Origin of the sequence: uncultured Cytophaga sp., assembly GCF_937863595.1 — a bacterium.
Lineage (GTDB): Bacteria > Bacteroidota > Bacteroidia > Cytophagales > Cytophagaceae > Cytophaga.
This window is the reverse complement of the sequence record NZ_CALMGQ010000057.1, coordinates 1-14,602: the sequence shown is the minus strand read 5'-3', so window position 1 is coordinate 14,602 and position 14,602 is coordinate 1. Positions and strand designations below refer to the sequence as shown.

The window sequence follows — 14,602 nt, the reverse complement described above, 5'->3', positions numbered from 1 at the left end:
TTGAGATACGATCTCAAGAGCTCTTTTTATAAATGGATAATCTTTATTAATTATTTCTTTATCGTTCCAAAAACATAATCCCAAAGCTGAGAAGATACTCCGAATATTTGTGTGTTGTCTTTGTAATGATGAATGGAGTGGTTTAGCCACAATCCTTTAAAAATATTATTAGGTGGCGCATAGGCATGCACAATGAAATGTACAAACAGATAACCGCAATATCCCGTTATAAAACCTGGTAAAAAGCCAAATACTTTTGTGTCAATCAAGAAATAAAAGACAAAGAATAAGATGGTTGCAAGTAGTAAGCTCATGATAGGAGGCATTGCCAAGCGGTCTTTATCTTTAGGATATTCATGGTGTAAGCCATGCAAAGCATACTGAACTTTACGTTTAAGTTCAGTAGTTGGCCGCATGTGAAATAAATAACGATGCGCTATGTATTCTATCAAGGTAAATGAAAAGAAGCCTAAAATAAATAGGCCAATAACATATAAAGGGGTAAGTTGGGTATAATCCGTATAAACAAAAGCAATGTATAGTAAAACAGCTGCAATTGTCATTAGAATTGTAATGGGTACTGAAATGTGAGTCCTCGTTAATCTTTCTAGAATAGGGTTGTCAAATACCTTCTTCGTACCACTATTTTTTGGCTTGATTTTTTCGGCTTGTTGGTCCATATTAGTTTATTTTATACAAATTTAGCCTAGTATTAAAGGTCAAACAACAATAACATGCTTTATTTCGCAAAAGCGTGATTCTTATCAAGAATTTGTTGGTAGTAAGCCAAATACTTTGGCACGATATGATTTGAATCAAACTCTTTCGCTCTGTTTAAGGCATTTTTGCGAAATGTTTGCAGATTGGCTTTATCTAATACAAAAATAGCATTTTTTGCCATATCTTCCACATCTCCGACATTACTTAAGAAGCCTGTTTTTCCTTGAATGTTTAATTCTGGCAAGCCGCCTACATTGGATGAAATTACTGGCACTTCACAAGCCATAGCTTCTAAAGCTGCCAATCCAAAACTTTCCTTTTCTGAAGGCATAATAAATAAGTCCGCTACGGACAAGACTTCTTCTACAGCATCCAGTTTGCCCAGAAAGCGTACGTCTTGACAAATATCCAATTCTCTACACATGTTTTCCATGATGCCCCTTTCCGGACCATCACCTACTAAAAGCAATTTAGATGGAACGGTTTTGCGCACAATATTAAAAACCGAAATTACATCTTCAATTCGCTTCACTTTTCTGAAATTCGAAGTATGTACAATGAGTTTCTCATCATTGGGACAAATAGCCTTTTTGAAATGGTCTTTTTTCTGTTTTCTAAATCTTGAAACATCAATAAAGTTTGGAATGGCTGCGATATCTCTATTAATGTCGAAATACTCGAGTGTCTCTCTTTTTAAGTCTTCAGAAACAGCCGTAACACCATCAGATTGGTTGATACAAAATGCAACAACCGGCGCAAAAGCTGGATCTCTACCTACGAGGGTAATATCGGTACCGTGAAGCGTGGTGATAATGGGAATATAAATGCCTTGGGTTTTTAAGATTTCACGTGCCATATACGCGGCAGAAGCATGGGGTATAGCATAATGTACATGCAATAAGTCAAGCTTTTCATGCTTCACAACATCTACAATCTTACTTGCGAGGATAACTTCATAAGGCGCAAATTCAAATAATGGGTAGGACTTTACTGTGACCTCATGGTATGAAATATTTTCATGGAAAAAATCCAATCTATGAGGCTGTGAATATGTAATGAAATGTATCTGATTTCCTAAATCTGCCATTGCATTACCAAGCTCTGTGGCAACTACACCGCTACCACCAAAGGTTGGGTAACAAACAATTCCTATTTTCATGAATATGATATCGTATTTATATTGAAACTATATTCAGCTGAATATAATCCCTATTAATAATTTACAAATTAAAATGTATTTCAGCAAACACTCTATTTTATTAAATAATTCCCAAATTGATATTATTTAATAACAGCTTCTTTTTTAGAGGGTTTAGTTAAATAACGATAATTTTAATTTAAAACAGGATAGTAGCGCTTATTGTTCTCTATAATTTAAAATGGATTTGTAAATAACGGTTTGAATTTGCGTTCGAATACCATCTTTTATTAAGCGCGTATTATTTGCATCGGGATAAACCCTGTTTGATAAAAATATATACACCAACTCTTGCTCTGGATCAACCCATGCTGCAGTGCCTGTAAATCCAGTATGGCCATACGTTGCTGAAGAAACAAGATAGGAGCATGGTCCGCCGCTGGAAGCTTGAGGTTTATCCCAACCAAGGCCTCGTCTGTTTCTAGAAGATTGCGTTCTGCTAAATAGTTGTATGGTCTCTGGCAATAAGAAGCGATAGTCGCCATAATATCCCATCTGCGCATTCATCTGAAATATAGTGGCAAGATCGGTAGCATTCGCAAAAATGCCTGCATGGCCCCCAACGCCTCCTAATAAGGCGGCCCCCGGATCATGCACCGTGCCTTGAACTAAGCTTTTTCGGAAATATTTGTCTTGCTCTGTGGGTGTTATAGTATTGATATCTACGTTTTGTTGTAAGGGATTGTAGTAAAGATGTTGCAAACACATTGGATCGTAGAAGTTTTGCTTTAAAAAATCTTCGATCGGTTGATCCAAAATACTTTCTGCCAATCGTTTCATAATATAAAAGCCCAAATCACTGTATACATAACCGTAAGGAAGGATTTTTTTACGAAGCTTTGGATGTGCCATAAGTGCAGATTGTGCCGTCCACTTCCATAAGGAATCTTCCATACTTGCAATGCTGTATAAGCCCTGAGAAACCATATTGGGAAAACTATCGCTTTGCACTGTTCGGTAAAATTTTGTGCTAAAACCCGAGGTGTCCATTGTATTACGCCAATGAGGTAAGTAAGGCTGCAGCCCAGCTTGGTGCGTTAAAATATCACTAATAACTAAGTCTTCTTTATTCGTGCCTAACAGGTCGGGTAGATAAACAGAGATTTTATAATTTAATTTAATCAAACCACGTTCCTCTAAAAACATAATGGCTTGCAAAGTACCTGCCACTTTACTTATAGATGCGATGTCATATAGTGATGTAGGCAAAACCGGACTTTTTTTATCATAGGTAAAATATCCAAACGATTTATTATAAATAATAGATCCGCTTTTAGCAACCAATACTTGACAGCCAGGCATAGCACCTTCGCGAATGGCTATTTGCACAATGGTATCTATTTTTGAAAGTGTTTTGCTATCCATACGCAGGTTTTCAGGCAAGTCTGTACGGAATCGTAGACTTGTCCCAGCCAATGAAATACCGGCATTTATTTTTATATCGTCACTAACTGTTATTGGAAGTTTTCCTTTTGAAGGAATGGTGCCAAATAACAACTCGGCAGCTAATTGTTGTGTATAGGTATTGTCTTCATTGGCGCAAACCAATGTGTTCGAATTTGTAAAATACTTTAGAGAATAAGGTATTCCAAAAACAGTTACAATAACCCTTGGATGCTCCAGTTGTAGTTTTTCAATAAATGCTTTAGTAGAATTAGTGATGCCGTATGTTTTGGTATTATAGGAGTTTACTTGATGTAAGCCAATTACAACGGTCTCAAACTTTTTGAGTTGTTGAATCAAGTCGCTCGCTGCTGTATCTGAAAGATTTTTATCAATATTAAAATGCGTAAAAGGGGCGTAGCTTGTTAATGCTGTTTGAAAAACATTTGAATTGCCTGAATAGGATATGCTTACTGATGCAAAAGATGTGGTGTCGGGATAGCGAATGGGTAATAACGACTGTTGATTTTTTACTACAATAAGCGACTCTTTGTATAGTTTTTGAAGCAATGATTTTGCCTTCGAATTATTTAAGTCTTGGTATAAATTTTCCGTGTTTATCTTTTTTACAGAATTCAATCCGGCCCAGTATTTAGCCATCAATATTTTTTTAATTCTAGCTTGAATTTCTTCTTTAGAAATATCTTTATCATTAATGGCTTTTGTAATTTTTTTGATTGCTAGAGGTACATTCTCAGCGAACAATAAAATATCATTCCCTGCTAACAATGCGCGTACATCTACTTCCCCCGGCTTATAAAGATTTGTGACACCTTTCATATTTAACGCATCTGTAAATATTAAACCTCTAAATCCTAAATTAGTGCGAAGCAAATCTGTAACGATTGGTTTGGATAGAGTTGCAGGGATTTTAGAATTATCAAGTGCGGGAACGTTTATGTGTGCAACAATAATACTACCAACACCCGAATCGATTAATTGTCTGAACGGATATAGCTCTGTTTCATTTAACGCTTTTTCGTTTTTATTTATAATGGGCAGTGTTAAATGGGAGTCTGTATCTGTATCTCCATGCCCTGGAAAATGTTTCGCATTTGCCATTACTTTAACAGATTGCATGCCTTTCATATAGGCGATTGCTTTTGCCGTTACATTGTATTTGTCTTCTCCAAAGGAACGCACTCCAATAATTGGGTTGTTCGCATTGCTATTAATATCAACAACGGGAGCAAAGTTAATGTGTACACCCAATCGGTTGCATTGCTTCCCAATTTCAACACCCATTTTGTAAATAATGCTATTGTCTTGTATGGCACCAAGTGTCATTTGTTTCGGGAAATTCATGGTGCTATCTAAGCGCATCCCTAAACCCCATTCTGCATCCATCGCAACAAATAAGGGTACTTTTGAAAGTTCTTGATATCGATTGGTGAGTTGTGCTTGTCTAACAGGACCTCCTTGGAAAAAAATCACGCCTCCTATTCCATTATTTTTTATAAGTTGTTCGATTTCACGTGTATGGGCATCATTTTTATTAGAATAGGCAGCTACCATAAATAGTTGGCCAAGAGCTTCTTCATCACTCAACGAAGCGAAGACACTGTCTGCCCATGCTTCAGCACCCAATACCTTAAATGGCTCAGGTTTAGACCAGGTACTTGCTCCTGCAAAGAAAAAGAGCAATAAAATGGAAAAACTGATGGGTAAAATATATTTTTTTATCATGAATGAATCGAATCGCTATTTTTACACGCGGCAATTTTGATTGCCTAATTGATACTTAAGCATCTAGAGCTACAATTTACATGATTCCCTTTAATGTTACCAATTTGGTGGATAACCTGTGGGTAGTCTAATGTATTTGTGCCGTAATTTAGAGGAAACATAAATCCCACAAGACCGTATCAAATACTAAATACTGCAATAAATAAGGCCCGCTTCAACATGCAAATTACGGTCTTCAGAAATTATTGTCAGTAGCTTGAAATTCCCACCTATGTCAGATATAATACGTTTATTACCAGATAATATTGCCAATCAAATTGCTGCCGGAGAAGTTGTACAAAGACCCGCTTCTGTGGTAAAAGAGTTATTAGAAAATTCTGTAGATGCAGGCAGTACAAGCGTGCAACTTATCGTTAAAGATGCTGGGAAACAATTGGTTCAGGTAATTGATAACGGTAAGGGCATGACAGATAGCGATGCACGCTTGTGCTTTGAGCGTCATGCTACATCCAAAATTCGCAGTGCGGAAGATTTATTTGCCATTAAAACATTCGGGTTTAGAGGAGAAGCAATGGCCTCTATCGCTGCGGTTGCCCAAGTAGAGCTAAAAACGAAACAGGCTGAAAATGAACTTGGAACGTTAATACGTATTGAAGGTTCTTCCATAATTGTACACGAACAAACCGCACATCCTGTTGGTACATCTATCTCTGTTAAAAACTTATTTTACAACATTCCTGCACGCCGTAATTTTTTAAAATCCAATTCGGTGGAAATGCGCCACATTATGGATGAATTTGTCCGTGTTGCGCTTGCTTACCCGCATGTAGCCTTTTCATTTTATCACAATGATTTGGAATTATTTAATTTGCCGGAAGAAATATTAAGCAAACGTGCTGTATCTTTATTAGGCGGAAGTTATCGCGAACAACTTATTCCGTGTAAAGAAGAAACGGATTTTGTATCTATTTCAGGATATATTGGGAAACCTGAAAGTGCCCGAAAAACGAGAGGCGACCAATTCTTTTTTGTAAACAATCGATTTATAAAAAGCCATTATTTAAATCATGCAGTTATGCATGCGTTTGAAGAATTGATACCGGGAGATTCTTTTCCATTTTATATTTTATATATTGAAATAGATCCATCAAATATTGATGTCAATGTGCACCCAACAAAGACAGAAATTAAATTCGACGATGAAAAAACAGTATATGCCATTATTAAGGCATGTGTCAAAAGATCTCTTGGTACGCATAATATTATGCCTTCTTTAGACTTTGATTTTAACGTCAATGTATCCGGTTTTACTGGGCTTAGTGCCAATAACGATTCCAATACAAACGAGTATAAAGAATTCACAACAAAACCTTTTGCTTCGCAAAGTAGTACTGAAAGGTCAAATCAATCAAATTGGGAACGAATGTATAGTGGGATGGAAAATAACAGAGAAGAAGTTTATCAAGAGTCTATTAAAATGCTTAGTGCAATTAATGGCAAAGAAGATGTTGCACGTTTAGATAAAGAATTGTTGCACACTGAAAATACGTCTACATTTCAATTACATCAAAAATATATTGTAACCCAAATCAAGTCGGGAATGATGCTTGTAGACCAACAAGCAGCTCACGAACGCATATTGTTTGAAAAATACATTGGTATGCTTCAAAATAAATTTGGGAGTTCGCAACAGTTTCTATTTCCACAAACACTTGAATTGAGCGCATCCGATTTCGCCTTGGTCCTTGAAATGGAAGACGATATCCGGAAATTAGGCTTTGTATTTAATGTATTTAGCAATACAACCATTGTTGTTAATGGAGTTCCTTCAGATGTTAAAGGCGGAAACGAAAAAGATTTATTTGAAGGTTTGATTGAGCAATTCAAACAAAATAGAACGGATCTTAAAATAGATAGACAAGAGAATTTAGCACGTGCATTGGCAAAACGATCAGCAATTCGTGCAGGCAATAAACTTACATTGGTTGAAATGAATTCAATTATCGATCAGTTATTTGCTTGTAAAACACCAAATTTTGCTCCAGATGGCAATTTGACGGTTGTTATGCTTGACATGGACAAAATAGGCAGATTGTTTATGTAATTTATTAACTTGCAAATATGAATCGTTTAACTCCATTTGTACAAAGGATATTAATCCTAAATGTAGGCCTATTTATTTTGTCAGCTATCTTCATTCAGTCATTTGACTTAAATGATCGTTTGGCTTTGCATAGTATTTATTCTGATAAATTTCAGCCTTATCAATTTGTAACATATATGTTTGTGCATGCAGGCTTCATGCATATTTTTGGTAACATGTTGGGTTTGTATTTCTTTGGACCCATGTTGGAATATTATTTAGGATTTAAAAAATTCTTGATTTTATATTTTGTTTGCGGAATTGGTGCAGGCTTTTTTTATTGGGGTTTGAATGCATATGAAGTTAAAGAAGTGCGTCAAGATGCAATAGAATATGCACAAAATCCAGATCCAGATTCATATACTATTTTTATAAACAAACATTATAAAATGGGTTATGAAAATGCAGAAGTTGTAAAATCAATGGATGCATACATAGCAAATCCAACAAACAACGAACTTGCAGCTAAAACTGTTGAGATTGTTCAATACATTACTGCAGCTCAATCTAATTTTTCATTAGTAGGAGCTTCTGGAGCTGTCTTCGGAATTCTAATGGCATTTGCATTGCTTTTTCCCAATACAGAATTAATGTTGCTTTTCCCTCCGATACCGATAAAAGCAAAATATCTAGTCGGAGCATATGCACTTTTTGAAATATATTCTTTATATAGCAATAGACCCGATGATAATGTAGCCCATTTTGCGCACATTACGGGAATGGTCTTTGCGTTTATACTAATTCGGTATTGGACGGCAAATAGAAATTCATTTTATTAATATTCATGAGTTTATTAAAAGATATAAAAGCACAATTTTATTTGCAGGATAATGCATTGATTAAAATTATCCTTATAAATGTGCTGGTGTATATTTTTGATTGCATCGTTTGGGTGGTATCAAAAATTTCAGTGCACGATATCTGGTTTCATTCGCTTCAATCACTCCAAGGCGCATCTTCTAATTTGATGGAAGTAGCCTATAAGCCTTGGACAATATTAACGTATGCTTTCTCTCACGATACGCCATCACCACTTCATATATTTTTTAATATGTTGGGTTTGTATTGGTTTGGCGGATTGATTTCCGAATATATAGGCGGCAGACGTTTGGTTTCTCTATATGTAATCGGAGCCTTATTTGGTGTTGCGCTGTATTTAGTTTGTTATAATTTCATTCCTTTTTATGCGAGCAAACCACCTAGCTTATTAATTGGAGCGAGTGGTAGTGTGTTAGCCGCTGTTGTTGGCGCTGCAACGCTTATTCCTACGTATCGATTTCATTTGATTTTTATTGGCCCCGTAAAAATTGTTTATATCGCAGCTTTTTATGTGTTCCTCTCATTTATAGGCTCCGTACAAGGCAATGCAGGCGGTAATTTAGCACACTTAGGCGGCGCATTAGCAGGGTTTTTATTCATTACATCATTAAAGCGCGGCATCGATTTGGGTAAACCCATCAATGCGATTGTAGATTTCATTGGCTCATTATTTTCAAAAGATAAAAAAGTTCGATTGAGTTTTTCAAATAATAAAAAGTCTGGACTGGATGCAGGTTATGTACCAGACGAAAAAGAAATTAATATCCTTTTAGACAAAATTTCTCGGTCTGGATATGAAAGTTTGACCAAAGAGGAAAAACAAAAACTTTTTAAAGCAAGCCAATAATATGAGTGAGTCGTCATCCATTCTTGAAGTACGTAACGAATCTGGTATTTTAATTCTTACGTTAAATAGACCAGAAAAATTAAACGCATTGAACAGAGCGGTTTTACATGCCATCGACGCTCAAATTGAATTGGCATATACGGATGCATCCATAAGAGCCATCATCATAACGGGGTCTGGGACTAAAGCATTTGCAGCCGGTGCAGATATTAGTGAATTTTCTGCACTTCAACCACATGAAGCACAGCTGTTATCTCAAGAAGGACAATTGATTTTTCAAAAAATAGATAAATTAACAAAGCCTGTGATTGCAGCTGTAAATGGGTTTGCATTAGGTGGAGGGTTTGAGCTAACACTTGCTTGCCATATTCGCATCGCTTCAGACAATGCAAAATTTGGTTTGCCAGAAGCTACCTTAGGCTTGTTGCCTGGTTATGGCGGTACGCAACGGTTGCCAATGGTAATAGGCAAAGGTAGAGCAATCGAAATGATGCTGACTGCCGATCAGGCAGATGCCGCCAAAGCCCTTGCTTGGGGAATCGTTAATGCGGTGACTACCCAAGAAGAATTGATCCCAACCTGTATTTCCTTATTGAATAAAATGCTTTCAAAAGCACCAACATCCATTCAAGAAGTATTGCGTTGTGCGCATCTTGCAATAGAAACAGGAGGAACTTCTTTTAATGAGGAAGCAAAATCTTTTGGACGCTGTGCCGGAACACAAGATTTCAAAGAAGGTGTAGAAGCTTTCTTGGGTAAAAGAAAAGCTACTTTTACAGGAAAATAATTCATGTCTTTACTGAAAAAATTAGCTGGACAAACAGCCTTGTATGGATTAAGTAGCATGATAGGGCGTGCTATTAATTTTTTGTTGGTGCCGGTTTATACGAGTCTATTATTTCCTGCTGAATATGGAATCGTTACTGAGTTGTATGCATATGCAGCATTTTTTAATATTATATATTTATTTGGAATGGAAACAACGTATTTCCGTTTTGCAAATAAAAAAGATGCGAACGAACCGCATATATTCAATCATGTAAACACACAAATATTAATAGGCGGTTTACTTATTTCGCTGATCATTTTATTTTTTACGCCACAAATTGCATCGTATTTAAGCGATGGTAATTCTAATAAAACAGCCACCGATTTCAGATCCTATATTTATTACGTCATAGCAATATTGTTTACAGATGCGGCATTGTCGATTGCTTTTGCTCGCCTTCGATTACAAAATAAAGCATTTTGGTTTGCTTCTGTAAAGCTTATGAATATTGGTTTAACGGTATTGTTAAACGTATTATTGCTTTGGGGAATTCCTCTTATGTTGGTTTCTGATGCAGTATCGATATCTACAAAAGAATTTATTTTATCTTGGTATGACCCTGCCGATTTGGTTTCGTATATCTTCATTTCCAATCTCATTGCAAATGTATTGCAGTTTCCTTTTCTGTTTAAAATATTTAAAGGATTTAAAATTACATGGGATTTTAAAATTGTACAACCTATGTTGGTGTATGCATTCCCATTAATGGTTATGGGGCTTGCAGGCATGGTGAATGAAATGCTAGATCGGTTGATTTTAAGAGAGTTGTTGCCAGATGATTTTTATCCAGGCAGTAGTAAATTACATGCACTAGGCATCTACGGAGCATGCTATAAGCTTTCCATGTTTATGACCTTAGCTATACAAGCTTTTCGGTATGCAGCTGAACCATTCTTTTTCAGCAGAGCGTCTGATAAAAATTCGACACAGTTATTCGCAGACATCATGAAATGGTTTGTACTGGTGTGTTTGCTTATATTTTTAGGAGTTTCATTGAACATGTCTATTTTCAAACATTTTCTAGGGAATGAGGATTATTGGGAAGGCTTGGCGATTGTGCCAATATTATTATTCGCCAATTTATTTTTGGGGATTTATTATAATTTATCTATTTGGTTTAAACTTACGGATAAAACATATTGGGGTATTTACATCAGCTTATTTGGCGCAGCACTTACCATCATTGGAAATGTTCTTTTAATACCTATTTTAGGCTATTTAGGTGCAGCTTGGGTAACCTTGTTTTGTTATGCAAGTATAGCAACGTGCAGCTATTTATTGGGCCATAAATATTACCCAATTCCTTATCCTGTTGTAAAGATTATCGTTTGGATGGGTTCTGCAGCATTACTTGTCTATTTTTCAAGCTTTGTAGAATTTGCGAATAATTACTTTAACCTACTGGTTTATAATGGCATGATTGCTATTTGGCTCGGCTGTATTCTTCTGTTAGAAAAAAGCGCCAATCGTTTAAAAGCCTAATTTTATTTTGTAAATTTACAATAGTACATTCTTTTAACAATCAAATGAATACCACTGTTAAGATTGTAAATCAATCAAATAACCCCTTACCGGCATATCAAACGGAACAAGCAGCAGGTATGGATTTGTGTGCCTATTTAAATGCAGACGTTGTTTTACAACCCTTACAGCGCCAATTAATCCCTACAGGCTTGTTTATTGAATTGTCTCAACATACAGAAGCTCAAATTCGTCCACGCAGTGGATTGGCATTCAAGCATGGAATAACTGTGTTGAATAGTCCGGGTACAATTGATGCAGATTATAGAGGCGAAGTCAAAGTTTTGTTGGTAAATCTATCCAACGAAGCATTTACAATTAAATCAGGGGAACGTATCGCTCAAATGGTTGTTGCAAAGGTAGCGCAAGCAAACCTAGTAGAAGTACAAGAACTTACAGACTCTGTAAGAGCGGCTTCGGGTTTTGGTAGTACAGGAAAGTAAGATATCTGAAAACAAAAAAATTTCAATGGCGTATCTGTTGAAAGTTCAAAACGAAAAATTCTAATCAATACAAACCAATACAGCATGAAAATTATTATTCCAATGGCGGGCATGGGCAAAAGAATGCGACCGCATACATTAACAGTTCCCAAACCACTTGTACCGATTGCAGGCAAAGCTATTGTCCACAGATTAGTGGAAGATATTGCAAAAGTTTGTGGCGAAAAAATTGAAGAGGTTGCGTTTATCATCGGTAATTTCGGCAAAGAAACAGAACAACGTTTGATAAAAATTGCAGAATCAGTTGGCGCAAAAGGTACAATCTATTATCAAACTGAAGCATTAGGAACTGCGCATGCAATTTATTGTGCGAAAGAATCGTTAGGTGGTAAAGTAGTAGTAGCTTTTGCAGATACCTTATTCAAAGCAGACTTTACTTTAGATACTTCTAAAGAAGGCATTATTTGGGTTCAGAAAGTAGAAGACCCTAAACCATTTGGGGTTGTTAAATTGAACGACAAAAATGAAATTACAGATTTCGTTGAAAAGCCAGAGCACTTTGTATCTGACTTAGCAATCATCGGCATTTATTATTTCCAAGATGGCGAAAATTTAAAGAAAGAATTGCAATATGTAATTGACAATGACATTAAGGATAAAGGTGAATACCAATTGACTTCTGCATTGGAAAACATGAAAAATAAAGGAATTAAATTTATTCCTGGCAAAGTAACAGATTGGTTGGATTGTGGTAACAAAGATTCTACCGTGGATACCAACTCTAGATATTTAGATTATATCAAAGACCAAAAAATAGTTGCGGCATCTGTAAAATCAGTTAATTCAATCATTATTCAGCCTTCGTATGTGGGTGAAAATGTGGAATTAGTTAATTCTATTGTTGGGCCGTATGCTTCTATTGGTAATGGAACGAAAATTACGAACACAGTTATTAGTCGTTCGATTGTTCAAGAAAATGCAGTTATTTCAAACGCGAACATTACGAACTCTATGTTTGGAAACTCAGCGCAGTATAAAGGCAAAGCTCTTGATTTAAGCGTTGGCGATTTTAATGTTATTGCATAACCAATGAGTGTAAAAAAACACCTAGTAAAAATTATTCTTATTGCGATTCTAATGCCGGTGCTCTATGCACCGGCATTGGCGCAAAAGAGCACCAAGAAGAATAGCCCCAAATCTTCTAAATCAAATTTTACCCCCAAAGTTCTGTCGGAACAAGACCGCGTTTACTTCGATGCATATTTTATTGAAGCAATGCGTTATTATTTAATCGGCCAACAAAATGTTGCCTTGTCTTTTTTTGACAAAGCATATTCAATTGATCAAACCAATGGCGGACTTAACTACCAGCTTTCAAAACTAAATTATACCTTATCAAACAATGTGCGTGCATTAGTAACAGCTCAAGCTGCTATTAAATCGGATCCTAACAATGTTGAATATCAGATTCAATTAGCGCGTGTATACGAAGCCCAAACAAACTTTGACAAGGCCAATCAAACCTATCAAAAGATTGTTACAGACTTTCCAGGCAATGAAGAATATTTGTATCAAATTGGCTCCAATCAAATTCAGTTAAAACAATTTGACGATGCGGTAAAAACGTACGACAAAATAGAATCTGTTTTTGGGCAAAGTTTTGAATTGACCAGACAAAAACAACAACTATACGTTAAGCAAGGCAAAACCGATTTAGCCATTAAGGAAGGGCAGAAGTTGATTGATTCCGACCCAACAAATCTTCAATACCAAGTTGATCAGGCTGAATTTTATTACTTTGCAAACAACATTCAACAAGCAAAAAAAATACTATTTTCGGTATTGAAAATAGATTCAAATCAAGTGCAAGCCCACACCTTATTGGTAGATGTATACAAATCTTCCAATGAAATGGATAAAGTATTTGATGAATATGTATTTTTATTAGGAAGGCAAAATGTCTCTATACCTACAAAACAAAAAATTATTCAAGACGCTTTAAAATCCGCTACTACAGATCAAACAAAAGTTAAATTATTAACATTAACATCCGTTTTTGTACAAGCAAATCCTACAAATAATATTGCACAAACCTGCCAAGGGGATGCGTTGTTTGTAAATGGGAAAAAGGAAGAAGCGCGCACGCATTATATTTCTGCTTCAGAATTAGATGGCAATAATTACAATCTATGGCTTCAGATATTAACCCTAGATTTAGAGTTTAAGGATTATGCAACATTGATTTTACACGGCAATCAAGCGATAGATTATTTTCCCAATCAAGCAGCATTGTGGTATTATAGAGCCTTAGGATATTATAATTTAAAGCAATATCCCAAAGCTATTGAATCTTTAGACGAAGCGAAGAATTTGTCGTCTGCAGATATGCCTTTTAAAGTGCAATGCTTGATTTTACTAGGTGATGCATATAATGAAACGAAAGAATATGCGAAGTCGGACGCATCCTTTGATGAGGTATTGAAGTATGACAAGAATAATGACTACGTCTTAAACAATTATAGTTATTATCTTTCTCTACGTAAAGATAAATTAGAGTTAGCCAAAACATTAGCTGAACGGGTTGTAAATAGGAACCCTACAGAACCTAATTATATAGATACGTATGCATGGGTATTGTATCAGATGAAGGATTATGATGCGTGCAAAAAACAATTGGAAATTGCATTGTTAAATACGCAGAATGGCACCATAATAGAGCACTATGGAGATGTACTATATCAATTAGGTGACAAAGTAAATGCATTGTTGTATTGGAAAAAAGCAAAAGTGGCAGGAGATACATCAACATTTATTGATAAAAAAATTGCTGAAGGTAAATTGTATGAATAAAATTATATTGCTTATAGTAGCAATTTCTTTCTTACATGTTTCTTGTAAAAAAATGCCTGCATTAAGTCATGATGCAATTATAGAAGATACACTAACAAGTGAA

General features: G+C 35.7%; 11 protein-coding genes. 8 read left to right on the top strand and 3 right to left on the bottom strand.

All coding sequences use genetic code 11. From position 1 onward, the window contains the following. Positions 1–50 precede the first annotated feature (50 nt). From Q0543_RS04260 to Q0543_RS04250, 3 genes are all read right to left on the bottom strand, one after another. Positions 51–680 (bottom strand): sterol desaturase family protein, encoded by a 630-nt coding sequence (locus Q0543_RS04260; RefSeq protein WP_299249606.1) that lies wholly within the window; start codon positions 678–680, stop codon positions 51–53. 59 nt (positions 681–739) lie between these two features. After that, the gene (gene bshA, locus Q0543_RS04255) at positions 740–1,879 is read right to left on the bottom strand and encodes an N-acetyl-alpha-D-glucosaminyl L-malate synthase BshA (protein WP_299249603.1); all 1,140 of its coding nucleotides are present in this window, start codon (positions 1,877–1,879) and stop codon (positions 740–742) included. 198 nt (positions 1,880–2,077) lie between these two features. Continuing rightward, positions 2,078–5,047, bottom strand: a complete 2,970-nt coding sequence (locus Q0543_RS04250) for a glycoside hydrolase family 3 N-terminal domain-containing protein (protein WP_299249600.1) — start codon at positions 5,045–5,047, stop codon at positions 2,078–2,080. A gap of 271 nt (positions 5,048–5,318) precedes the next feature. Between Q0543_RS04250 and mutL the strand changes: the two genes are divergently transcribed. The 8 genes from mutL (at position 5,319) to Q0543_RS04210 (ending at position 14,499) form a co-directional block, all read left to right on the top strand. Beyond that, a complete protein-coding gene (gene mutL, locus Q0543_RS04245; protein ID WP_299249597.1) occupies positions 5,319–7,151 on the top strand; it encodes a DNA mismatch repair endonuclease MutL in 1,833 nt (610 codons plus the stop codon). 17 nt (positions 7,152–7,168) lie between these two features. After that, positions 7,169–7,969 carry a rhomboid family intramembrane serine protease gene (locus tag Q0543_RS04240; protein ID WP_299249594.1) on the top strand — a complete coding sequence of 267 codons (801 nt, stop codon included), beginning with the start codon at positions 7,169–7,171 and terminating at the stop codon, positions 7,967–7,969. 5 nt (positions 7,970–7,974) lie between these two features. After that, positions 7,975–8,856, top strand: coding sequence for a rhomboid family intramembrane serine protease (locus Q0543_RS04235; RefSeq protein ID WP_299249590.1), 882 nt, complete (start codon positions 7,975–7,977; stop codon positions 8,854–8,856). Position 8,857: 1 nt separating this feature from the next. Continuing rightward, positions 8,858–9,643 (top strand): enoyl-CoA hydratase-related protein, encoded by a 786-nt coding sequence (locus Q0543_RS04230; protein ID WP_299249587.1) that lies wholly within the window; start codon positions 8,858–8,860, stop codon positions 9,641–9,643. Positions 9,644–9,646: 3 nt separating this feature from the next. After that, the gene (locus Q0543_RS04225; protein WP_299249585.1) at positions 9,647–11,167 is read left to right on the top strand and encodes a polysaccharide biosynthesis C-terminal domain-containing protein; all 1,521 of its coding nucleotides are present in this window, start codon (positions 9,647–9,649) and stop codon (positions 11,165–11,167) included. A 44-nt stretch (positions 11,168–11,211) separates the two neighbouring features. Beyond that, entirely contained in the window at positions 11,212–11,649 is a 438-nt protein-coding gene (dut, locus tag Q0543_RS04220) for a dUTP diphosphatase (RefSeq protein ID WP_299249583.1), read from the top strand. Positions 11,650–11,733: 84 nt separating this feature from the next. Continuing rightward, on the top strand, positions 11,734–12,735 hold the full coding sequence (locus Q0543_RS04215) for a sugar phosphate nucleotidyltransferase (protein WP_299249581.1): 1,002 nt from the start codon (positions 11,734–11,736) through the stop codon (positions 12,733–12,735). 3 nt (positions 12,736–12,738) lie between these two features. Further along, a complete protein-coding gene (locus Q0543_RS04210) occupies positions 12,739–14,499 on the top strand; it encodes a tetratricopeptide repeat protein (protein WP_299249578.1) in 1,761 nt (586 codons plus the stop codon). The last annotated feature ends 103 nt before the right edge of the window (positions 14,500–14,602 follow it).